This window comes from Gottschalkiaceae bacterium SANA, from assembly GCA_036323355.1.
Classification (GTDB): domain Bacteria; phylum Bacillota; class Clostridia; order Tissierellales; family GPF-1; genus GPF-1.
The window spans coordinates 2767567-2790389 of record AP028876.1 but is presented as its reverse complement, the minus strand read 5'-3'; the positions used below and the strand labels follow the sequence as shown (position 1 = coordinate 2790389).

At 43.7% G+C, this 22823-nt stretch carries 18 protein-coding genes and 1 riboswitch; all 18 genes read left to right on the top strand.

The annotated features are described in order from the left end of the window. Positions 1 to 28: 28 nt before the first annotated feature. The 18 genes from AC25CA_RS13640 to AC25CA_RS13555 all read left to right on the top strand — a co-directional run bounded on the left by AC25CA_RS13640 (position 29) and on the right by AC25CA_RS13555 (position 22823). Positions 29 to 319, top strand: a complete 291-nt coding sequence (locus AC25CA_RS13640; protein ID WP_486814383.1) for a hypothetical protein — start codon at positions 29 to 31, stop codon at positions 317 to 319. A gap of 166 nt (positions 320 to 485) precedes the next feature. Then, positions 486 to 5366 (top strand): alpha-2-macroglobulin family protein, encoded by a 4881-nt coding sequence (locus tag AC25CA_RS13635; RefSeq protein WP_486814382.1) that lies wholly within the window; start codon positions 486 to 488, stop codon positions 5364 to 5366. Then, complete coding sequence (locus AC25CA_RS13630) at positions 5341 to 6165, top strand: hypothetical protein (protein WP_486814381.1); 825 nt, start codon at positions 5341 to 5343, stop codon at positions 6163 to 6165. Before AC25CA_RS13635 ends, AC25CA_RS13630 begins: the two co-directional genes overlap by 26 nt. A 116-nt stretch (positions 6166 to 6281) precedes the next feature. Beyond that, a complete protein-coding gene (locus AC25CA_RS13625) occupies positions 6282 to 6989 on the top strand; it encodes a response regulator transcription factor (RefSeq protein ID WP_486814380.1) in 708 nt (235 codons plus the stop codon). Between the two features lie 3 nt (positions 6990 to 6992). Next, positions 6993 to 7919 (top strand): sensor histidine kinase, encoded by a 927-nt coding sequence (locus AC25CA_RS13620; RefSeq protein ID WP_486814379.1) that lies wholly within the window; start codon positions 6993 to 6995, stop codon positions 7917 to 7919. 16 nt (positions 7920 to 7935) lie between these two features. Further along, the gene (locus tag AC25CA_RS13615; RefSeq protein ID WP_486814378.1) at positions 7936 to 8853 is read left to right on the top strand and encodes an ABC transporter ATP-binding protein; all 918 of its coding nucleotides are present in this window, start codon (positions 7936 to 7938) and stop codon (positions 8851 to 8853) included. Further along, complete coding sequence (locus AC25CA_RS13610; RefSeq protein ID WP_486814377.1) at positions 8850 to 9578, top strand: ABC transporter permease; 729 nt, start codon at positions 8850 to 8852, stop codon at positions 9576 to 9578. The genes AC25CA_RS13615 and AC25CA_RS13610 overlap by 4 nt, the downstream gene beginning before the upstream one ends. Positions 9579 to 9632: 54 nt before the next feature. Then, a complete protein-coding gene (locus tag AC25CA_RS13605) occupies positions 9633 to 10214 on the top strand; it encodes a 5' nucleotidase, NT5C type (RefSeq protein WP_486814376.1) in 582 nt (193 codons plus the stop codon). Between the two features lie 20 nt (positions 10215 to 10234). Continuing rightward, positions 10235 to 10345: riboswitch (TPP riboswitch) on the top strand. Positions 10346 to 10413: 68 nt separating this feature from the next. Continuing rightward, positions 10414 to 10908, top strand: a complete 495-nt coding sequence (gene thiW, locus AC25CA_RS13600) for an energy coupling factor transporter S component ThiW (protein ID WP_486814375.1) — start codon at positions 10414 to 10416, stop codon at positions 10906 to 10908. Between the two features lie 63 nt (positions 10909 to 10971). Next, positions 10972 to 11955 (top strand): S41 family peptidase, encoded by a 984-nt coding sequence (locus AC25CA_RS13595; protein ID WP_486814374.1) that lies wholly within the window; start codon positions 10972 to 10974, stop codon positions 11953 to 11955. A gap of 308 nt (positions 11956 to 12263) precedes the next feature. Further along, positions 12264 to 14333 (top strand): elongation factor G, encoded by a 2070-nt coding sequence (gene fusA, locus AC25CA_RS13590; protein ID WP_486814373.1) that lies wholly within the window; start codon positions 12264 to 12266, stop codon positions 14331 to 14333. A gap of 46 nt (positions 14334 to 14379) precedes the next feature. After that, the gene (locus tag AC25CA_RS13585; protein ID WP_486814372.1) at positions 14380 to 15450 is read left to right on the top strand and encodes a serine hydrolase domain-containing protein; all 1071 of its coding nucleotides are present in this window, start codon (positions 14380 to 14382) and stop codon (positions 15448 to 15450) included. 136 nt (positions 15451 to 15586) lie between these two features. Beyond that, on the top strand, positions 15587 to 16276 hold the full coding sequence (locus AC25CA_RS13580) for a zinc metallopeptidase (protein ID WP_486814371.1): 690 nt from the start codon (positions 15587 to 15589) through the stop codon (positions 16274 to 16276). Positions 16277 to 16503: 227 nt separating this feature from the next. Beyond that, on the top strand, positions 16504 to 18279 hold the full coding sequence (locus AC25CA_RS13575; protein WP_486814370.1) for a flavocytochrome c: 1776 nt from the start codon (positions 16504 to 16506) through the stop codon (positions 18277 to 18279). A 127-nt stretch (positions 18280 to 18406) separates the two neighbouring features. Continuing rightward, positions 18407 to 19999 carry an ATP-binding protein gene (locus AC25CA_RS13570; protein WP_486814369.1) on the top strand — a complete coding sequence of 531 codons (1593 nt, stop codon included), beginning with the start codon at positions 18407 to 18409 and terminating at the stop codon, positions 19997 to 19999. Further along, entirely contained in the window at positions 19974 to 20651 is a 678-nt protein-coding gene (locus tag AC25CA_RS13565; RefSeq protein ID WP_486814368.1) for a response regulator, read from the top strand. Before AC25CA_RS13570 ends, AC25CA_RS13565 begins: the two co-directional genes overlap by 26 nt. Then, the gene (locus AC25CA_RS13560; protein ID WP_486814367.1) at positions 20648 to 22054 is read left to right on the top strand and encodes a flavocytochrome c; all 1407 of its coding nucleotides are present in this window, start codon (positions 20648 to 20650) and stop codon (positions 22052 to 22054) included. The genes AC25CA_RS13565 and AC25CA_RS13560 overlap by 4 nt, the downstream gene beginning before the upstream one ends. A gap of 37 nt (positions 22055 to 22091) precedes the next feature. Next, positions 22092 to 22823, top strand: coding sequence for a hypothetical protein (locus AC25CA_RS13555; protein WP_486814366.1), 732 nt, complete (start codon positions 22092 to 22094; stop codon positions 22821 to 22823).

Here is a 22823-nt window from a genome sequence, read left to right as displayed (position 1 = left end):
AGCAAAGACGGTAAGAAGGGAGTCCTTTATGCAAGAATTGTTATTAATGATTGGAATTATTTTGGCACTGGTGGGATTTGTTTTACTACAATCTAATCTGGTTCATGTACATTCAGTCAATCATAAAGGTGAGGTTAAAAAGCAGTCTCGTTTGTCGAAACGAATGGGCGCGGATGCCTTGATTGTTGGCGGAAGCATGATCCTTTTTACTTGGCTGGATTTGTTTTCTAGGAATTGGGATACCAAAGATACTGGGATTGGAATTGCCATCTGTACAGTGATTATAGGCATTGTGGAATTTCGGAGAAGAAATGCGTAAGCATTTCTTTTTTTTATGCGTAATTTTTCTTTTTATTATGGGTAAAATTGCAATAGATGTAAATTTGAACAAAGTTTGAATTTTAACGAAATCAATTGGAATTCTGTTTGACAAAACAGTGTTTGTGTTAAACTGAGAGTAGAATAGAAGAAAAAGGAGAGAAAAGATGAAGAAATGGTTATCAGTGTTTATGATTCTTTTATGTATAGCACTACTCGCATCGGGCTGTACGGTTGATTCAGAACCCGTGACAGAAACACCAGTTCCTGTGCGTGAAAACCCTGCGCAAGAATTAGAAGAGCGGGTATCCGAGATTGTAGAAGCTACCAAATGGAGAGGGGCTTTTTTAGTCACGCCATTAAAATTCACGGCAAAATCGACCGATGATTCGGGTGTTTCTGCTGATTCAATCTTTCAAATTGAAGGGATAGAACCTGGATCCAATCTTGCAGCACATTTGAAGTTTGAACCGGAGATTGAATACGATGTGGTGTGGCCGGCGAATTCTTCGGCAACCATCACGCCTAAAACAGCTTTGTCTGCCGGTGAAGTCTATCAGGTTACTTATTCCTCTGAGGAAGGCCAGCAGTCTTGGGCCTTTCAAACCCAAGACGAGTTTCGCATCAAGTGCAGCATTCCTCGTGACAAAGCAACCGAGGTACCACTTGATGCAGCGATTGAATGGGTGTTCACGCGAACGAATTTGGTGAATATACAGTCCTTTGTGACCATAGAACCGGAACTAGCTGGCCAATGGCGGTTTGACCAGGGCATTTGGACTTTTCTGCCGGAGCAATTGGAAGCGGGGATCCGGTATGAGTTCACCCTGGCCGGAGATTATGGAACCGATGATGGAGAAATTCTGGGCGAGCCAGTCGTGATGGAATTTTATACGGCGCAAGAAGAAATGGGTCGACCTGATACCTGGATTGATTTTGATGAGTTCTATCATCAAGATCCCAATGAAGAATGGGTACTCGGTATTTATGGCCAGGGATTTGATCCTGGAGAAACCTTCCCTGTGAAAATTGAACGCTATCCAGAATTGACTGACTTTCTTGCCGATGTAGAAAGTCAATATCAGTGGGCGCCATGGGGATATAGGGAAATAAAAGGCTGGGTGGCAGACGATGCCTTGATTCTAGCAGAAGAATCCATGGCTACTATTGTGGGTTCATCGATGGGAGGTTCATCTTTCTATCTATCAATCCCTGATGGATTGCCGGAGGGCAACTATCGGGTCACGACAGAGATTGAAGGCCTTTCTTATAAAACCCTTGTACAGGTACATCCTTTACAAGCCATGGTGGAAGCGACGGATCAGGAACTTGTTTTCTGGGCGATTGATTCGGAAACCGGTCAGGGACTTGAAAACCTTTATGTGCAAACCGGAGAGGAAATCCGACGAACGGATGAAATGGGAACAGCGATATTCAGAATGGATGTAGATTCTGAGTCGCTATTGGTATTGGCCAAGGAAGAAGGCAAGCAGCCTTTGGTCCTGGCGCTTCCTCAGGCCTGGGAGCAGTACGATTACTCCATGTGGAGTGGACATTACCGCAATCCGGAATATTACACGACCATTTTCACGGACCGTGGCCTCTATCAGCCAACAGACACAATCGAAGGCTGGGGACTTGTTCAATCGAAGGAAAAAGTAAGTCTGAATCGCGTAAGCGTTATTCTTGAAAGCTGGGGGAGTGAGCCCAGTATAATAGCAAGCCAAAAAGTTGATGTGGATGAAAGCGGTAGCTTTATCTTTGATTTTGCAATACAGGATTTATTGCCGCAGTCTTATCGGATCCGCGTGTATGACGGTGAAACCATTTTGATGGCTCATCCCCTCGATGTGGGTCATTATGTGAAGCCCGAACTTGTGGTTCAAGTGGAAACGAATAAGGTGTACTATGAATCGGGTGAAGATGTCAAGTTATCCATGTCTTGTAACTTCTTTGAAGGCACACCAGCCGTGGGTACGGAACTTGAAGTGACCTATCATGATACAGAATATCATCGGGAAACGGTGGTCGTTGATAAAAATGGAAAAGCAGAATTGACTGTTAATCCTACCGTTAATGAACCGACAATCTATGCGCAACCTATTGATTTTTATGTGCGTACCAAGGACGAACAGAACAAGGAAGTCACGGATTATGCCAATATTCAAGTCTTCCCAAGAGATATTTGGGTGGAATTGGCCATGGAAGTTGATGATGATCAAGCCACTATTGATATTTCCAATTATGCATTGGATTTAAAAAAGGCAAATGGAGTGAATCGGACTGGTAAAAACTCTGATTTTTGGGGAGATCCCATCGATCTTGATTTGACGATTCATGTTGTGGAAATCTATTGGGAACAAACCAGTATCAGGAAGCAATATGATCCAATTGAAAAACGAATGATCGAAATCCCACAGTACACAAAAAGGGAAAAGCAGATTAATCGGATTGATTTCAAGGGTATTGAGGGCGGACAATTTGAATTTCCGGTTGAAAAAGATAAATCCTATCGGGTTACTGTCTTGACGGAAGATCAGCAAGCTCGAGCCGTAAAGGTGGATCAATCGGTTAACACCTATTGGGGACGTCCGGATGATGCAAATTCCATGTATCTCGATTTGGAGAAGTCGGATTGGGCAAAGAAATATAGTATTGGTGAAACCGTCAAACTGACCCTGACACGAGGTGAGTCCCCGGTGGGCCAAATGCCTGAAAATGCACAACTCTTAGTTGCCGTTTATCAAAATGGCATCCGAGAAATTCAGTCCTATGAAACCTCGAATGTGGAGTTCGATTTTAATGAGCAAGACCTACCGAATCTGTATGTGCAAGCTCTATATTTTGATGGCAAGCAATTCTTGCGATCCATGGCAGTTCATGTTGGATTTGAGGAAAGTGACCGTGATCTAAACATTCAAGTGGAAGCGAACCAGGAGCGATATGAGCCGGGCGATACGGTGACAATTGATTTTTCCGTGGCTGACAAGGATGGAAATCCTGTTAGCGCCAATCTGTATCTGGCTGTTGTGGATGAAGCCTACTTTGCGGTTCGTGACCAGCATGTTGATCCCTTGGGTGACCTGTATCGGTATACGGGGTATCCAAATCTGACTCGTTCGACTGCATCTACTGACGGTGGGGCCTATAACCTCTATGGTGGAGCTGAAGGGGGCGGTGGAGGAGATTCTATGGTCATCCGGTCTGATTTCAAAGACACGGCTATCGTACAGGATTTAAAAACCGATGCTGATGGCAGGGCGCAATTCTCCTTTGTGGTGCCGGACAATCTTACCACCTGGCGTTTGACAACCCTGGGTGTCACAGCAGATTTGTATGCAGGATCAACGACGACTCCGATTGAAGTCAGTTTGCCTTTCTTCTTGCAGGTGATTGGATCCGAGGAGTATGTTTCGGGTGATATGCCCATGGTAGGGTTTAGAAGCTATGGCAGTGCTCAAGGGACGCCGGTTACTCATCGCATAAGCCTCAAGCAAAATGGAGAGGAATTGTACGCAGAAGAATGGGACGGCTTGGTCGGCCAGTTGACCTACTTGGCCTTGCCTGAATTGAAGACAGGCACCTATGTGGTAACGATGACCAGTGAGACAGCGAATGCCTCTGACGGCATCGAAAAAGAGATAGAAGTCGTGGATGCACGCAATGCTGCATGGGTTGACTTCGCCTACCAGCCGGGGGATCTCTTTTTGTATCCTTACGGTGAGTTAACCATTGTACCTGCCGAGCAGGGTTGGCTCTATCGCGAATGGCGTCAATTATATCATAGCGGGTCTAAACGGGTTGACGCACGTGCGACCATGCGATTGGCGCAAATTCAAATTAACCAGTGGATGGATGAAGAGTTAGAAGTTATTGAACCGCCATTCGAGTACCAACAATATGATGGTGGATTTGGATTGGTTCCCTATGGGGAGTCGGATCCCGTTTTAACGGCAAAGTTAGTGGCATCTGGATTGCCCATAACCATGAACGATAAAGCATTGGCCTATCTGGATCGAATTCGAGAGGATCAGCAAGATGAAATAAGCTTGGCAGCTTCTCTTTGGGGATTGGCTTCTCAAGGCGAGCCGGTGCTTATGGAGCTTATGCAAGTGAGAAGCAAACTGATTTCCGATCAGGCGAAACTCTATTTGGCTTTGGGATTTGCAGATCTGGGCGCAGACGAGGAGGCCGTGGGAATCTACGAGCCAATGATGCGGGCGAGAGCCTATACCTATGGTGGCCAAAGAACCTACTTGGAATCGGACGACTTTAATCAAAAACGGATCGATACCATGCTGGCGGCCTTGCTTGCAGTTCGATTAGAGCGGCCGGAAGCGATTGAACTGTATAACTATGCCAAACAATTGCCTCCGATTAATGAGCTCAATCAATTGGAGCGAGCTTTGTTTCTTCAAGAATTCAAGGTGGATCCAACCATGAAAGGTCGGATTGAAGCGGTAACACCAAACCAGAGCATTGATCGCACGATCGGTGTTGCTGATTTCGTCACTTATCTAATGAGTGCCGAGGAATTGGCTGCTACCGATTGGCGTCTTGTAGACCATGTTGATATGAGTTTGTCTGCACATATTCCAGTAAAGGAATTGTATAATTCTGAAGATGGGGTTTTAGGGTTAAAACGAAGCTATGAACCCGCTGGAAAAACACTGGAAGATCTTGGTGTTGGTGATGTGATTCAGGTGCGTCTACGTCTTCAATTGGATGAGAATGCACCCAAGGGCGGATATGTGATTTCCGATGTCTTGCCATCGAATCTTCGGTTTATGGATGCGACAAAACGATCTGGCGAGGAGTTCTGGATTTCAGAAAATGGACAACAGATGACCATTCATACTTGGCCCAAGGGCAAGTCGATCGAGCTTACCGTATTGGCACGAGTGGTCGCTCCGGGCACCTATCAGGCAGAGCCGGCCTTTGTTCAAGCACAGGAAGCTTTCGGGCAATTGAATACGAACTTGTTCGGATTTTCCGAGTCGCAGGTAATTGAGGTGAAATTGGATGAAGCGGATTCTGTTTCTGACTAGCATCATGATCATGTGTTTCCTAGTGGGGGCATGCGCCCCTGCTATGGAAAATACTTCAAAAGTAAAAAATGCTAGCAATCTTGAAAAGAAAAATACGGAGGCAGCCAAGATCGAGTCGATGGATCCACAAGGGGATTCATCCATTCAAGGCTTATTTTTGCCCCATCATGAGTTAGCTCGTGAATTGATTGAATCCGCTTGGGAAGAGGCCTTGGAAGTTGAGCCAGACTTGATCATACTGATTGGACCGGATCATCCGGGACTGGCGGACTACCCCTTGATTTGGACGAGTGAAACCGAAAGTCAACTTGCTGTTACTTGTTCAACAATCTCCAAAGACTGGATCAAAGAAGGACTTGGGGGTGAGGCGATCATCGCTGATCACAGTATTGAAACACCCTTGAAAATACTACTGGAAATGGGGACCGAGATTCCTGTTCTTGCGATCACGCTGCCACGCGGCATGGAGGCTATATGCATGGATCGGATAGTCGAAGCGATTCTAGAGATTGCAGGCAATGACTTGTTGCTAGTGGGATCGGTTGATTTTTCCCATGGATTAATTAGCCAGGAATCAAAAAAAAAGGATGAGACTAGCTTTCAATGGATACGGGAAAGAAATATGGATGCCATCCAAAGTGCCGGCAATGCGTATTTCGATTCACCGGAAACCATTCAAGTCTTATTGCGCTGCCTAGCTGGTGATGTAGTCTTGATTGAAAGAAGCGACAGCTCCGATTTCGGTTGCGGCAAGGAATTGCCGGGAACATCTTATCAAGTCATGCGCTTAAATCAATAGGATTTTATAAGGCTAAACCCTTACCAAAGCATTAAATATTACAGGGACCACTTTCAGTGGTCCTTTTTCAATGCTATGATAGAGAAAGAAAGTAAAAATTATGAGATGAGGAGGCGATGATGATGAATAAACCGATTCGGATTTTAGCCGTGGATGACGAAATTGAGATTAACCAGCTAATTAAACGATATTTAGAGATCGAAGGATACCAGGTGGATACGGCTTCAGATGGGATGGAAGGTCTGCGCTTGTTTGAAAAAGGAAAGTATGATTTGATTTTGGCAGATGTTATGATGCCGGGCATGGATGGTTTGACCATGGTGGAAAAAATTCGGGCGCAAGACAATCAAGTTTTGGTTTTGTTTCTAACGGCAAAGGATGGGGATACAGATCGCGTCTTGGGTTTTAAGCTTGGGGCGGATGACTATGTAACAAAACCATTTTACATGAATGAGTTAACGGCAAGAATTGCAGCCCATATCCGTCGCTATCAGCCCGTGCAGCAGGAAGCTGAAGAAATTTTTACCTTTGGAAAGCTTTCTATCAATGTTCCTCGGGTTGAAATTATTAAGGACGGCATTCCGATTGAACTTCGGGCCAAGGAATTTGAGATCTTGGTTTTTTTAGCCTCCCATGAGGGGCAGGTTTTCAGCAAGGGGCAAATTTTTGAAAGCGTATGGAAAGATGATTATATGATGGATGACAATACGGTGATGGTTCATATTCGTCGCTTGAGAAAAAAAATCGAAGACAATCCGGATGAGCCGAAGTATATCAAAACCATTTGGGGATTGGGCTATAAATTCCAAGGAAAGGAGTTGTAACCCATGAATTCAGGGATTTTGCTATTGATTAACGTTGCGTTGCTTGTAGTTATTGTTTTTTTGTTGCAGAAGCAAAAAGTGCAATTGAGTAATCGCTTGGCCATAATCCAGCAAGTACTCTCGGGAAAGACGAGAATGCGGATTTTGCGAGATGAAAAAGAAAAGGATGCTGTGCTGGATTTTGCGATTAATGATTTAATAGAAGCTCTGCATCAAACCAAAATCGAGGGAGATCAATCGGAGCTGAAACGCCGGCAATTGCTGTCGAACATTTCACATGATATTCGAACACCGATCACGTCTATTATTGGTTATATTGACGCATTGGTGGATGATAAGATTTCGGACCCAGAAGAACGGGCACAATATTTGTTGATTGCTGCAGAGAAGTCGAGAGAGTTGAAACGATTAACGGATGAGGTTTTCGAATTGGCTAAGATCGACGCAGATGAAATCGAGATGCATCCAGAGCGGTTGGAGATCAATGAACTTTTGCGTAGCACGGTGATTGGATTTTTACCGCAACTGCAGGAAGCGAAAATGGAAGTCGTCAATGAGATTCCGGATGAAAAGAATTTCGTCTATGCGGATCGAACTGCGATCACCCGAATCTTTCAGAACCTGATTCAAAATGCGATTCAGCATGGGCAATCGGGAAAAATATTGGGTCTACGGGTAGAAAAGCATCGCAATCAATATATTGTATCGATTTGGAATTTAGGTGAGCCAATACCAGAAGAAAAGATTGGTCGCGTGTTTGAACGATTATTTAAAGCCGATGATTCTAGAAAAATGAAGAGTGGGAATCATGGTTTGGGACTCTCTATTGCTAAGCGACTCACAGAGAAAAATGGTGGTAGCATACGGGTAGACAGTAGCCTCAACAGAGAAACAACCTTTTCGGTTCGATTTTCTGCATTTTTGGGATAAATAGGGGGTCAAGAGAATGATTGCAATCGAAACGAAAAATCTAACGAAATCTTTTGGGTCCCATCGTGCGGTGGATCGAATCAATCTATCCATTGAACAGGGTGAAATTTATGGATTTTTAGGAAATAATGGTGCGGGAAAAACCACGACTATAAAAATGATGACGGGTTTGATTTCTCCGTCCGAAGGAAGCATTAAAATATTAGGCGAGGAACTTGAAAAATCAAAGCAAGTGATTCTTAAACGGGTTGGGTGCATCGTAGAAACGCCTGGATTCTTTGGAAATTTGACAGGGCATGAGAACCTTCAGGTATACTTGCGACACAGTGGTACTTCAAAGCGAAAAATCATTGAAGAAACCATGGAATTGACCGGATTGGATCCCAAGGATATGATGCTGGTTAGACGATATTCTTTAGGGATGAAGCAGCGATTGGGTATTGCCCGCGCTCTTTTGAATCAACCAGAGATTTTGCTTTTGGATGAACCGACCAATGGATTGGATCCATCGGGGATACGAGGGATGAGAAAACTCCTTCGGCAGCTGGCAAAGGAGCAACATATGACCCTATTTCTATCAAGCCATATTCTAACGGAAGTGGAGCAATTGGCTGATCGTGTTGGGATTATTCATCATGGAAATCTGATTGATGAGATCTCCATGGAAGGGTTGAGGAATCAAGGCTCTGGCTATTTGGAAATTCAGGTAGACCAGCCGGCAGAAGCTCTTCGTTTATTGGAAACAGAAATGGGAATTTTTGATTTCACAGTGAAGGCGGATAATTGTATTGAAATTTTTAATGCGGTTGATCAGGTGGCGCGCATCAATCAAATGTTGGTTGAGCATCAGGTGGACGTTTATCAGTTGAATCAAAAAAAACAGAGTTTGGAGCGTCATTTTATTGAATTGACCGGGGGGGGAACTCAGCTATGAAGCAATTGAGGCTGGAATTTTTAAAGATCAAGCGGTCCCCTTTGATTATCATGAGTATAATGGGAATCTCTATTACACCTCTTTTATTAGGTTTGATTTTCCCCAAAAGTTCAGAAGGACTAGAGGGTGTGACCTTCACGAGTTTTCTTGAGGATGTGCAGTTGTTGAATCTTATGTTGATGGGTATTTTGATGTTTGGTCTCATTACCTCTTACGTATTCAGCAAGGAGTTTGAAGAGGATACCTTAAAATCAACTTTGGCCATACCAATTCGAAGAGCTCGATTGTTGTTGGATAAATTTTTGGTGGTTTTTGTTTGGATATTAAGTCTACTCTTCATCAACGTAATCGAAGCAATTGTGATCTGCATGATTTGGGGTGTGGAGGGTGTAACTCTTTCCTCGATTGCCGCCGCATTTGGGTTGGCGTTTCGAGATGGATTGATCTTTCTTCCGCTATTAACTCCGATTGTATTTGTGACTCTTCTGGTTCGGCGGTATGTGGCTGGGATTGTTTTTTCCATTAGTGTTGTTGTAATTAATATGATTGCTTTGAATTCTGAGGTTTATTATGCCTATTATCCCTACACGATTCCCCTGTTTTTGACCGGTCCTGTTCCTGAAGATATGATTATATCGGTGCCGATTTCGATTCTAATTCTTGTTGGAACCGGCCTGTTTGGTGCGATTGCTAGTATGATTTATTTTCGAAAAATTGCCATATAATCTTGACCTTTGAAGCCTAATCCAGTAGGCTAGAGGCGAAACGGAGGAGAGAATATGGAGAAACCAATTTTAGCAGTTGATTTGGATGGCACTGTGGGCGATCCTTATGCATGGCTGCCGAGAGTCAACCGAATCTTTGAATTGTCATTGACGAAAGAGAATTTTCATCATTTAAAGATCCGCAGCAACGAGGGATGTCAACATGTACCTTCCGATTTTTACAAAAACAATAAGTCTATCTTTCACAAGGATATTGGCATGCGCGAGGGTGCAGTCGAGACCCTTGTCCGCTTACAAGAGCGGTTTGAACTTATCTTTGTCACTGGACGAACGGAAGATTTGAAAGAAATTACAGAAAAATGGTTTAAAGACTACGGATTATCATCTGATTTTCCGGTTGTTTATTTGGGTCCTCAGATGAAAACGGTCTGGACGGATCAGTATAAACCTATCGCCTTTCTTGAGGATAGCGTGCCGCAAAGCAAAGCAATCTCTGAGTCAGGAATTCCAGTGATTTTAATGGATACTAGTTATAATCGATCTCTCGAGGGAAAGAATATTATTCGAGCGAAAGATTGGGAAGAAGCTGAAGAAATTCTAATTAAAGGGCTTTACAAAGAAAAAGCTGCATGCTAAAGTAAAGATGGAAAAATGAATAGAACAGCTAGGGGAGTCGGAATATGGCCGATTGAGAGGAAGCCCACAAAGCTTTGACCCTTATACCTGATCTGGATGATGCCAGCGTAGGGAAGCTTCGTACTCAAACACTTTGAGCACGCGTGCTGTCCAGCACGCGTGTTTTTTTGCGCTAGCTGTTCAAAAAGGAGAAGAGATAATGAAAACACGACGATTGACGACGATGGCGGTATTGATGGCACTTGGGGTTGTTGTAGGACAGTTATTTTATATTCCCATTGGTCTTGCGAGGATTTTTCCCATGCAACATTTGATTAATGTGATTGCAGCGGTTCTTTTGGGCCCGGCGGGGGCGGTGGCCAATGCCTTTGGAATTTCAGTGTTGAGGAATTTATTGGGAACCGGGTCTCTACTTGCCTTTCCGGGCTCCATGATCGGCGCATTTTTGGCGGGTGCTTTATATAAGCGATCGTCAAAAATCAGTTTTGCAGTCGCTGGAGAAACTATAGGGACTGGTGTGCTAGGTGGCTTGGTTGCAGTTCCTTTTGCCAAGGTTTTGATGGGAAAAAGCTTGGGTACTTTTGCCATGGTGATTCCCTTTTTATCAAGCGCTATTGTCGGTGCTGTCCTTGGCGGTTTAATTTTATCTATGTCAGCCTTCCAAGCGCGCCTTAGGGAGTGGAAAGAAGATTAATCGCCCATGTTCGAAACTTCTCGAATAAGGTATAATGAGAAGAACATGCGAGGGGAGATTTGTATGAACTGGAAGAGAAAAGGAAACACGCAGATAACATTTGGCACAAAACGGTCAGCGGGGAAACAAATCGCAACAGGGGTTGGACTTGGATTGATGATTTGTTTGTTGATCTATGGCTTTTTCGCATATGGACCATGGCTGGATCAATGGACGGTCGATTCCTATTTAGAGACTCTGGAGCAGGACTATCTTTATCAACGCGCTTTCTCTCGAACAGAGTATGAGGGTTTGAAAGCGGAAGTTGATGAGCCGTTTTTGGTAACGAAGAAAGAGTTTCGAGATTTTGTTTATGAAGTGCGGGATTTGGTCGATGATCCGTTTTTATATTTTTTCTATGATGATGTGTTTACTCGAGATTACACGAGAATTACAGACCGAAAAACAGGCTTTGTGGGGCAAGACTCAGAGGATTCGGCCTTGATACCTGAAGATACGGGGGTCATTCGCTTTGGTACTTTCAAGGAAGGCTTGGCAGCCGATACAGAAGAACAGTTGAAGAATTTTATTGCTGAGGGCAAGCGTGCTTTGGTTTTGGATTTGCGCAACAATGGCGGCGGTGATTTAGATGTGGCGGAACGCCTTGCAGATCTGTTCTTGCGGACGAATGACGAAGTTTATTCGGTGCGGTATCCAAGGGAATCAGTGACAAAGTTTGCATCAAAAAAGATCTATAGCTTTGAGCAAATCACGGTTTTTCTTAATGAGAATAGCGCTTCTGCATCTGAACTCCTTGCCCTTAGTTTGAAAATGAACCTAGGGAATCGTGTGGAGCTGATCGGACCATCCACCTATGGGAAAGGCGTTGGACAGATGGTGTATACAAATCCTGTAAATCATACGCGATTCTATGTGGTGAATTTTCGTTGGACAGTAAAGAATCAGGATGTGGATGACTTACAAAATTTGTTGGAGCCATCGACAAAGGAATTGATTACAGAAGAAGATTATTGGAACGCAAGAAGACCATTAGCTCAAGAGGGCTAATGGTCTTTTACCATAAATTATTCTATTTTTTTGTTTTATTTTTGGGAGAAAGGGTACCGACTAATTTGAAATTTTAGCCTCTAGATTCTACCTATCGACCGAGATTTCTGGTATAATTAGAATTGAATTAATTTTCAGTTAACTCTTCATTAACAAATTGTTTATTTCAAAAGATTTCCAGAATTTTTTGAAGGGGTGACGGAAAATAATGGTATACTATATGTAAGGACTTTAAGGAAACGATGTCTGTTCAAGGCAAACGTTTGCTTGATGTTTTTACCATAAAGACATAAGGAGGCTAAGTATTTATGAAGAATTATTCACCAAGCAAAATCCGTAACGTAGCAGTATTAGGACACCAAGGATGTGGGAAAACATCATTGTCAGAAGCGTTGTTGTTTACAACGGGTGCAACGAAGCGAGTCGGGCGTGTTGAAGATGGATCCACGGTCTCGGATTATACAAAGGAAGAGAAAGAGCGGCAAGTATCAATCAGCACAGCTTTGCTTCCAATCGAGTGGAACGATCATAAATACAACTTTTTGGATGCACCGGGATATTTCGATTTTGTCGGTGAAGTCAATAGTGCATTGCGTATTGCAAGGGGCGCAGTCATTGTAATGGATGCATCTAGTGGTATTGAAGTAGGGACGGAAAAGGCTTGGGAATATGTACAGCGAAGAAATCTTCCGTCAATTATATTTGTAAATAAAATGGATAAGGAGAATGTGAACTTCGACAAGCTCCTCGAAGAAATTCGAGGAAAGTTTGGTAAACGAGCGGTTCCATTTTGTATACCAATAGGAAAAGAAGAAGCCTTTGAAGGATTTGTTAATGTTGTTGACATGAAAGCCAGGATCTATGATGGCAATGCATGCAATGATGCAGAAATTTGGCCAGAAAAAATGGATCGTGTCAATCAATTGCATGATATGATCGTTGAGTCTGTCGCTGAAACGAGCGAAGAGTTGATGGAAAAGTATTTTGATGGAGAAGCATTTACACCGGAAGAAATTCATGGCGGTCTTCGTAAAGGAATTTTGGCGGGTGAATTGGTACCTGTTTTGGTGGGTTCTGCGATTAAAAATGTTGGGACGCATACCCTCTTGGATATGATTTGGGATTACTTGCCGGCTCCAGTGGACATGAAGAAACCATTTGGAATGAAACCGGGAACCGATGAGCAGATTGAACGAGAAATTAGTGTGGATGAACCGTTTTCTGCAATCGTATTTAAAACGATTTCTGACCCTTTTATTGGAAAAATCAATCTGTTTAAAGTACGGTCCGGGTCTGTTAAGCGAGATCAGGAAGTACTTATTGCCAATAGCGATAAGAAAGAAAAAATGGGTTATATCTTTATGTTACGAGGCAAGGAACAATTGGAAGTAAAAGAAATTACAGCCGGAGATATTGGTGCGGTTGCAAAGATGCAATGTCCTGAAACCGGGGATACCTTGTGTGATCCAAAAGCTCCGATCCAGTATCGAGGGATTCCGAATCCACAGCCAACCCTGTTTAAAGGAATAGAAACGGTGCGGAAAACGGATGAGGATAAAATATCTGATGCTCTTCATAAGATTATGCTGGAAGATTTAACCTTCGTTGTTGACCGAAATCGAGAAACCAAACAGCAATTAATTGGTGGGCAAGGGGTTACTCAATTAGAAGTGATCAAGAGCAAGTTGCATAATACGTATGGGGTAGAAGTGACATTTGCTGAACCAAAGGTTATCTATCGTGAAACCATTCGTGGCAATTCAGATGTACAAGGGAAACACAAGAAACAAACCGGTGGCTCAGGTCAATATGGTGACGTTCGTATTCGATTTGAACCGACTGAAGAGCCATTTGAATTTGTTGAAAAGGTCTTTGGTGGTTCTGTACCGCGGAACTATATTCCAGCGGTTGAAAAAGGATTAAAAGACTGCTTAGAAAAAGGGGTCTTGGCGGGATATCCTGTGATTGGACTGAAAGCGACCTTGTATGATGGGTCTTACCATAATGTGGACTCTTCGGAGATGGCATTTAGAATGGCCGCTACCTTAGCCTTTAGGAAAGGGATCTTGCAAGCGAAGCCAGTCTTGCTAGAACCTGTAATGAGGATTGATATTACAATTCCAGAGGATTATATGGGTGATGTGATGGGCGATATCAATAAACGCCGTGGTCGCGTATTGGGCATGGCTTCCGGTGTTGGCGGCAAGCAAGTGGTTACTGCTGAAGTTCCGCAGGCAGAATTGCTGACCTACACCATCGATTTAAAATCGATGACTCAGGCTCGTGGAAGCTTTACCATGGAATTTGCTCGCTATGAGGATTTGCCAATGAATTTGGCGGAAAAGATTATCGAGTTAGCAAAAGAAGAAGACGAATAAGAGTCAGGGCTCCGCGTAAGCGGAGCCTTTTTATGGGGGGAGAAGAATGATGAATAAGAAAAGGCGTGAATGGGCAGATGAAAGGTCCCATCATTTTCATGAATTGAATGAAAAAATTGAGGAATGGATTGCTGCTGGTGCCTTTCCCGGATGTGTTTATGGTGTGGTTGGTAAAAATACAAACTTTTCTTCCTTAGGGAAATCCATGATTACGCCAGAAGAAAGAGTTAACAAGTTGGAAACACTTTATGATCTGGCATCTTTAACGAAGGTTGTAGGAACCGTGCCGGCGATCTTACACTTAATAGAGGCGGGCGAGTTGACGTTGGGAACAAGACTTGCATCCATATTGCCGGAAGTCGGTGAAAGTCAGGTTACGATTAGACATTGCCTGACGCATACATCGGGTGCACCAGCAGATTTTTCCTATCAAGGATTATCAGGCAAGCAGGCCTTGATTGAAAGAGCAGCTTCTCTTTTACCACTCGAAGGAGCAGAAGTAATTTGCTATTCGGATATCAATTACATTTTATTGGGAGAAGTGATTGAACGAGTCAGTGGCATGAGCTTGGATCAAGCTTTTGATAAATGGATTTTTCAACCCTTGGGCATGAGGGATACGGGATTTGATCCAGAACATGATCGATGCGCTCCCACAGAAGTTCGAGAGGATAGAGGGCTTGTATGGGGTCAAGCGCATGATGGAAAAGCCCATATGATGGGAGGGATCAGCGGTCATGCTGGACTTTTCTCGACGGGTTCGGATATAGGAAAATTTGTAGCAGGCATGCTTGAAGCGGCGAAGGGGGATAATGATGCCTTCTTATCGAAGGCATCAATTCAATTGATGGCGAAAAACCATGCGAGCTCTGCATACGATCGTCGAGGTTTGGGATGGATGCTGCCAATTGCAGGTGGACCCATGGGGGATTATTGCTCCGACAACAGTCTTTTTCATACCGGATTTACAGGGGGATCGATTCTACTCGATCTAGACAGGGAGGTTGGTGTCGTTCTTTTAACCAATCGCATTCATCCAAGGCGCGAGAACCGAATGATCCTCGATCTGAGGCCTAAGTTCCATAATATGGCGATTCTAGCTTTAGACAGAATGTAAATATTCTCTAAAATATTCTTAAACTCTGTTGTTTTCAAGGCTTTTGGACGTATAATACTTGTAACAAAGGCCTTGCACATTGAATGTTTTATTTTTATTCTTACATGGCAAGCCCTAACAGAGAGGAGAATCGTTAATGAGTTTACTTTATATGTTTGGACCCGGTGGATACTTGATTATTATTGGAATTGTGATCAGCATGTGGGCACAAGCAAAGGTGACGGGCACCTTTAATAAATACTTGCGGGTTAAAAATCGCAGAGGATTGACTGGATATGAAGTCGCAACGGAGATTTTACGAAAAAACGGAGTAACTGACGTGCAAGTGGTGCAAATACAAGGAAAACTAAGTGACCATTTCGATCCGAGAAGACGGGTGGTTCGTTTGTCACCAGATGTGTATCAGGGACGTTCCATCGCCTCCTTGGCGGTCGCAGCTCATGAAATCGGTCACGTTCTACAACACGAAGAAGGCTATGCCCCGATTCGTGTGCGTGATTCATTGGTGCCTGTAGCATCGATTGGATCCAAGTTTTCTTGGATTTTGATTCTAGGAGGATTGTTTTTAGGAATGACAGGTTTGGCAACGATTGGTGTTTGGCTTTTTTCTGCCGTTGTCTTGTTCCAGATTGTTACTCTACCGGTAGAGTTCAATGCAAGCAGCCGCGCTTTGGCTACCTTGGAGGGGAGTTATTACCTTTCAGAGGATGAGATGCCGGCAGCGAAGAAGGTATTGAACGCGGCGGCTATGACTTATGTAGCTGCGACTCTTGTTGCAGTCTTGCAACTGATTCGCCTATTGATGCTAACAGGTCGAAGAAACTAGCTAGATTGATTGATTTTTCTTTGCAATGATTGAGAAAAGTAAAGGGAGAGAGACTGCAAAATTGATAAAAGAAGAGATTTGCAATGAGACCGATTAAGGTCTCATTTTTTTGTCTTAAAGACCATAAAGACCAAAAGGGGAGATAAGTGAGAAGCTTATGTCCAAAACATTGTTAAATATTTATTAATCTAGTATCCTGACAAGGAATAAAACAAATGGGAGGATCCATGATGAAAAGAAGTTTACTAGCAGTTTTGTTAATGATCATGATGGTGGTTTCGTTGGCAGGATGTTCTTCAACAGAAGCACCAGCAACGGAAACACCTGAAGTAGAGGCATTGTATGTAGCAGGAACGTATGAAGGCGAAGGCGAAGGCCACGGCGGTACGTTTAAAGTTGCGGTTACAGTGGATGAATTAGCAATCACAGAAATTGAAGTGATTGAAAACCCAGAATCTGATTTTGCACAAGAATCGGTTACTGCTTTGGTAGATGCGGCAATCGCGCAAAACACTGGATCAATTGATGCGGTTTCTGGTGCATCAGAAACATCAGCAGGAGTGATCGGAGCGATTTCGAATGCATTGGCAAAAGCGTATGTAAACGGAGCGCCTGTAGCAGAAGCGACAGAAACAGAAACTGAAACAGCAGTTCTTGAAGATGTAACAACAGATGTTGTCATCGTTGGTGCTGGTGGTGCTGGTCTTTCTGCAGCGATTTCAGCAGCAGATGCAGGCATGAATGTTTTGGTTCTTGAAAAAATGCCTATGGTTGGTGGAAACACGAACTATGCAACTGGTGGCTTGAATGCACCGGGAACAGAGCAACAGGCAGCCAAGGGAATCGAAGATTCAGTTGAATTGTATATCGCGGATACCATGAAGGGTGGAAAAGAGCTTAATAACCCAGCATTGGTACAAGTACTGGCAGAGAACGGTGCAGAAACAGTTGCATGGTTGACTGAAATGGGTGCAGATTTGACTGATATCGGCCGTTTGGGTGGTGCAAGTGTAAACCGAGCACATCGTCCAACAGGTGGAGCGCCAGTGGGTAACCATTTGGTACAAACATTAAAAACAGCAGCAGAAGCTCGCCAAACAATTACCATTGCGACAAACAACAAAGTGGTTGCAATTCTTGCAGAAGATGATACGGTTACAGGCGTGACTGTTGAAACTGCAGAAGGCACATACAATGTATATGCAAAAGCAGTTGTTCTTGCATCAGGTGGTTTTGGTAACAACCAAGAAATCATCGTGCAATACCAAGCGAGTCTTGAAGGATTTGGAACAACTAACCACCCAGGCGCAACTGGCGATGCTGTTGGCCTAGTAGCACCATTGAATGTTTCAATGATTGACATGGAATACATTCAAACACATCCAACCGTTGTACCAGAAAAAAACAAGATGATCACGGAAGCAGTTCGTGGAAACGGCGCGATCTTGGTTAATCGAAACGGTGAGCGATTCATCAACGAAATTACAACACGTGACGTTGTTTCAGCAGCAGAATTGGAGCAAGAAGGAAAAACTTCATTCTTGGTATTCGATCAAGGCGTGCGCGAATCTTTGTCAGCAATTGAAAAATATATTAAGGCTGGTCTGGTAACAGAAGCAGCGACGGTAGAAGACTTGGCAACAGCTTTGGGTGTTGATGCAGCGACATTGGCAACAACAATCGAAACTTACAACGGATACGTTGCAGATGGTCTTGACCCTGACTTTGACCGTCCGGACATGCCTCGCGATTTAGCTACTGCACCTTACTACTATGTAGAGGTTGGTCCTGCGGTTCACCATACAATGGGTGGAATCGAGATCAATACATCTACAGAAGTAATTAATCAAGAAGGCAACGTAGTTGCTGGTCTATTCGCAGCAGGCGAAGTGACTGGTGGCGTTCACGGTGCTAATCGATTGGGTGGAAACGCTTTGTCTGATATTACAACATTCGGACGAATTGCCGGTCAATCTGCAGCAGCCTTCGCAACAGCGAAGTAATCATTAAGAAATTCGTCTATCAAACTCTTTAGAGAAACGTCCCTCGGGGCGTTTTTCTGCGCTTAAAGAAAAAAGTCTTTTCTTTTTTCTTGATACTGGATAGGATAAAAGAAAGTGAGGTGAGGCAATGAAATTGAATCAACGGATTATGATTATGGTAAGCGGCTTGATTTTGGTGGTCGTCTTGTTGGTTGGCGGGTTGATTATGAATGAGTGGTTAACTACCCTTCGTGCGCAGATGGCAAACGAGGCATTGGACATTGCGATCACTGTTGCGGCACATCCAGATATTCAAGCGCAGATCACAGCGGAGAATGGCTATATCCCCATTCAAAATATTGTGGAGCGCATACGATTGAAAACCCGGGTACAGTATATGTATGTGATTAATCAATCCAATCAATATTTTGCACATCCGGATCCGATCCAATTAAACAAAAAAGTGGAAGATGAAACAATGTTGCTCTTGTTATCAACGGGTAAATCAGAAACTGTACAGGCCTCCTGGCCGTCAGTGGCAATTGAAGCCTACACCCCCATCTATCAGGAAGGACAGCCTGTCGGCACGGTTGTTGTTGGTTTGTTGAATGGTCGCTTGTATCAAGAAATTAGGCGAAGTATTTATCGATTTGTTGCCTATTTGTTGTTTGCGATTTTCTTAGGCATGGTATTTGCTCACTTAATGGCAAAGCAAATTAAAGAAACCATTTTTGGATTAGAGCCCAGCGAAATTGCATTCTTATTGGGTCAGCAAAATCTAGTGTTGGAGAATCAACGGGAGGGAATTGTTGCTTCGGACGAACATGGCAGAATTATTTTGGCTAATGCGTCCGCACGGGATCTATTGGGTCTTGGAGCCGATGATGTTGGACAAAGCATCTATCGCTATCGAATCCGTGATGGATTTACAGCGGTGTTGAAATCGAAGGAAGCTTTAGAGGCGCAGGAAATCAAGATGGGTCAAGGACGTGTCGTATTGGCTAATTTTTACCCGATTCACGATCAAAAAGGAAGCTTTTTAGGTGTCTTAGCTGGATTTGAAGATTGGAGCGCTGCCAAACATCGGGCGGAAGAGTTGACTGGAATTCGAGAGTTGAATTATGACCTACGTGCTCAAAACCATGAATTTATGAATAAACTTCACACGATTATGGGGCTATTGCAGTTGGATGAAGCCGAGGCAGCGATTGCTTATATTTCGGATATTTCGGAAACAAGACAAGAAATGCTGGGTCGAATTTCCCAGCAGATTAAGGAACCTTCTGTTGCGGGACTCTTGTTGGCAAAATACAACAAGGCTTTGGAGAAAAAAATTCTATTCACACTCGATGAAGCATCTTATCTGCAGGAACTACCTGAAGATATGCGGGTAGATGAATTTATTTCGATAGTCGGCAACCTGATCGAAAACGCATTGGATGAATTGGCTGGGCGTGAGGAGGGTGAGGTTTATATTGGAATTTTTGGATCCGATCTTGGGGTGCATATCGCTGTGGAGGACAATGGTCGAGGAATTCCAAATGAAATTCAGGAAGCCTTATTCACTCGTGGTTTTAGTTCAAAGGGAGCCGATCGTGGATTTGGCTTGTGGACTGTACATCGAATTGTCACAGCTTTTGGAGGAACGATAGAATACGAAGGGGTGAATGGAGCGAGTTTTTCCATTTGGATTCCCATTCGAAAGGAGGACGGATATGCGAATACTGATCGTAGAGGATGATCCGATGGTACGAGATATCAATCAGAAATTTGCGCAACGAATTGAGGAAATTTCAGAAATTGAGGCTGCATCTAACTTGGAATCAGCCAAGGCGTTTCTGCTGAAGAAAAAGTTTGATCTGGTGCTTTTGGATGTGTATTTCCCAGAAGGCAAAGGAACAGATCTATTAAAGTGGATTCGAGATGAGAAGATCGAATGTGAAATCGTGTTCATTACGGCCGATAAAAGTGTAGAAACCGTAGAACATGCTTTTCGATATGGGACAGTGGATTACTTGATTAAACCATTTACCTACGAGCGCTTTGAAGAAGCGATTCGTATGTCCTTGCGCCGAATTCAAGCGATCCCAGAGGCAGGTACTCTGGAACAATCACAATTGGATCAATTATTTCGGCGGGACCATCAACCCAAACAAACCGTGGCACCAATGGAAAAAGGACTTAGCCGGAAAACGTATGAATTGATTTGGCGCGAAATTGAGAAAATGGATCATCCCTGTACACCAGAAGAGATTGGTACAAGTAGTGGATTGGCGCGGGTTACCGTGCGAAGGTATTTAGAGTATATGGTACGTGAAGGGGTGCTGAAGATGGACTTATCTTATGGGAAAGTAGGGCGCCCGCAGCATCTATATCAGAAGGTGATTCGATGAGAAAGATCGTAGTGGGGATGGCGATTGTATTTGTTGTCTTTATTGGAATTATGATGTTTTTGGAGCGTCCAGAACGAACGGATGTAGTTGTGATCGGTGCAGGTGCGAGTGGAATTAGTGCGGCTATAGAAGCAAAACAGGCGGGGCTTTCAGTTGTACTTTTGGAGAAAATGCCTCGAATTGGTGGCAATAGCCAGCGTGCAACCGGGGGAATGAACGCCGTGAACAGTATCGTTGAAGAAAGAGAAGGATTAACTGACAGCAAGAGTTTATTCTTAGCAGATACCCTAGCAGCAGGCCACTACCAAAATGATCGCAATTTGGCCAATCTTTTGGTTGAGAAAAGTGGACAAGCAGTTAATTGGTTGATCGGATTTGGAGCAGATTTAACGGACCTTGGACGTCTGGCGGGTCATCGGATGGATCGTACCCATCGTCCCTCAGGAGGGGCTCCTGTTGGCTCTGAAGTGGTTCGTGTATTAGGGGAGCAAGTGGTTCAACTCGGAATTAATTTGCGCGTAGAAAACAAGGTAATTCAGTTGCTAACGGATAACAATCGGGTGACAGGGGTCTTGGTTCGAAATCAAGAAGGTCGAGAATATGAGATTATGGCAGATTCTGTTGTGATCGCTTCCGGTGGCTTTGGTGGTAGTTCGGAGCGATTCGTCTTTTATAACCCTGATTTGAAGGGATTTAAGACCACCAATCATGCCGGTGCAACGGGAGATTATATTGATTTGGTTGCAGATCTTCCCATTGATCTGATTGATATGGAGAAGATTCAGGCACATCCTACGGTGGAACCACATTTTGGAATTCTGATTACCGAGGCGATCCGTGGAAATGGCGGAATTCTAATTAATATGGAAGGCAATCGATTTACCGACGAAATGGCATTTCGCGATATTTTGAGCGAGGAAATGCGCCAACAGACGCAGGGAAAGAATTACTTGATCTTTGATGAATCCATTCGCAATGGATTATCTGCGGCAGATGCTTATATCGATATGCAATTGACTAAGGAAGCGAATTCAATCGAGGAGATGTCACAGATATTGGGCATTGATGCAGCAACATTGGCTCGATCGATTGATCGTTATAATGGATTTGTTGCTGGCGGGTCTGACGATGATTTTCAGCGCAGGGATCTGCCCGTTCAATTGAGACCTCCATTCTTCGCCATATTGGTACAACCGGGTGTTCATTATTGCATGGGTGGCTTGCCCATCAATGCGGATGCCCAGGTATTAGATCGAGATGGTATACCAATTGAGGGCTTATTTGCCTGTGGGGAAGCAACGGGTGGGATTCACGGAAACAATCGCCTAGGCGGGAACTCGATGACCGATTCAATTGTTTTTGGAAGGATTGCTGGCCAATCGGTGGATGGCGTGAATCAATGAAAAACGGGTAAAAACATAGGTATACGGAGGTGTAGCTATGAGGAACAGAAAAATGAATCTACCACTGATTTTTTACCTGGGTGTTTTGATCGTCAATGCTTTGGCGAATATATGGCCGATTAATGGAATCACAACGGGACAAGTGTCGGATTTAATTCCATCTTTATTTACTCCCGTAGGATTTACTTTTGCGATCTGGGGCGTTATTTATTTACTCTTGGGCTATTGGGTCTTGGTCCCTGTTAGACATGAGGAACGATTGAGTTCAACGGGTAGTACTTTTTTTGTTATAAGTTGTATAGCAAATATGGTTTGGATTTTTCTTTGGCATTATCAGATTTGGTGGGCAACAGAGATTGCCATGCTGGTCATTTTGGGCAGTTTGATTGGATTGTCTGTGGAAATGAGCCGATCTCGATATAGCCGGGGAGCGGCGATGACGATTCCAATCAGTGTGTATCTGGGATGGATTTCTGTCGCAACGATTGCAAACACGTCGATTTTCTTAATTACAAGAGGATTTACCGGTGGAAACCTAGCTGTCTTCTGGACCATGGGGACTATGATTGTCGCCCTGCTTTTGGGTGTGATCGGACTTCGTTTTAAGCGGGATTGGGCATTTGCCACGGTTATTATTTGGGCGAATTTTGGAATTTTTTCACGTTGGCAAGGGGTTGATCTCTTGCTTTCTGGGACTGCTTTTGCTACGATGGTTTTATTGGCACTGGGAATTCTTTTGGTTTTGGTGCGTAGAAAATCGATGTTTTAG

What these genes read in the sequence shown, in the direction of transcription:
- AC25CA_RS13640 (WP_486814383.1), top strand. Translation starts at nt 29, where the DNA reads ATGCAAGAATTGTTATTAATGATTGGAATTATTTTGGCACTGGTGGGA.
- AC25CA_RS13635 (WP_486814382.1), top strand. Translation starts at nt 486, where the DNA reads ATGAAGAAATGGTTATCAGTGTTTATGATTCTTTTATGTATAGCACTA.
- AC25CA_RS13630 (WP_486814381.1), top strand. Translation starts at nt 5,341, where the DNA reads ATGAAGCGGATTCTGTTTCTGACTAGCATCATGATCATGTGTTTCCTA.
- AC25CA_RS13625 (WP_486814380.1), top strand. Translation starts at nt 6,282, where the DNA reads ATGATGATGAATAAACCGATTCGGATTTTAGCCGTGGATGACGAAATT.
- AC25CA_RS13620 (WP_486814379.1), top strand. Translation starts at nt 6,993, where the DNA reads ATGAATTCAGGGATTTTGCTATTGATTAACGTTGCGTTGCTTGTAGTT.
- AC25CA_RS13615 (WP_486814378.1), top strand. Translation starts at nt 7,936, where the DNA reads ATGATTGCAATCGAAACGAAAAATCTAACGAAATCTTTTGGGTCCCAT.
- AC25CA_RS13610 (WP_486814377.1), top strand. Translation starts at nt 8,850, where the DNA reads ATGAAGCAATTGAGGCTGGAATTTTTAAAGATCAAGCGGTCCCCTTTG.
- AC25CA_RS13605 (WP_486814376.1), top strand. Translation starts at nt 9,633, where the DNA reads ATGGAGAAACCAATTTTAGCAGTTGATTTGGATGGCACTGTGGGCGAT.
- thiW (WP_486814375.1), top strand. Translation starts at nt 10,414, where the DNA reads ATGAAAACACGACGATTGACGACGATGGCGGTATTGATGGCACTTGGG.
- AC25CA_RS13595 (WP_486814374.1), top strand. Translation starts at nt 10,972, where the DNA reads ATGAACTGGAAGAGAAAAGGAAACACGCAGATAACATTTGGCACAAAA.
- fusA (WP_486814373.1), top strand. Translation starts at nt 12,264, where the DNA reads ATGAAGAATTATTCACCAAGCAAAATCCGTAACGTAGCAGTATTAGGA.
- AC25CA_RS13585 (WP_486814372.1), top strand. Translation starts at nt 14,380, where the DNA reads ATGATGAATAAGAAAAGGCGTGAATGGGCAGATGAAAGGTCCCATCAT.
- AC25CA_RS13580 (WP_486814371.1), top strand. Translation starts at nt 15,587, where the DNA reads ATGAGTTTACTTTATATGTTTGGACCCGGTGGATACTTGATTATTATT.
- AC25CA_RS13575 (WP_486814370.1), top strand. Translation starts at nt 16,504, where the DNA reads ATGATGAAAAGAAGTTTACTAGCAGTTTTGTTAATGATCATGATGGTG.
- AC25CA_RS13570 (WP_486814369.1), top strand. Translation starts at nt 18,407, where the DNA reads ATGAAATTGAATCAACGGATTATGATTATGGTAAGCGGCTTGATTTTG.
- AC25CA_RS13565 (WP_486814368.1), top strand. Translation starts at nt 19,974, where the DNA reads ATGCGAATACTGATCGTAGAGGATGATCCGATGGTACGAGATATCAAT.
- AC25CA_RS13560 (WP_486814367.1), top strand. Translation starts at nt 20,648, where the DNA reads ATGAGAAAGATCGTAGTGGGGATGGCGATTGTATTTGTTGTCTTTATT.
- AC25CA_RS13555 (WP_486814366.1), top strand. Translation starts at nt 22,092, where the DNA reads ATGAGGAACAGAAAAATGAATCTACCACTGATTTTTTACCTGGGTGTT.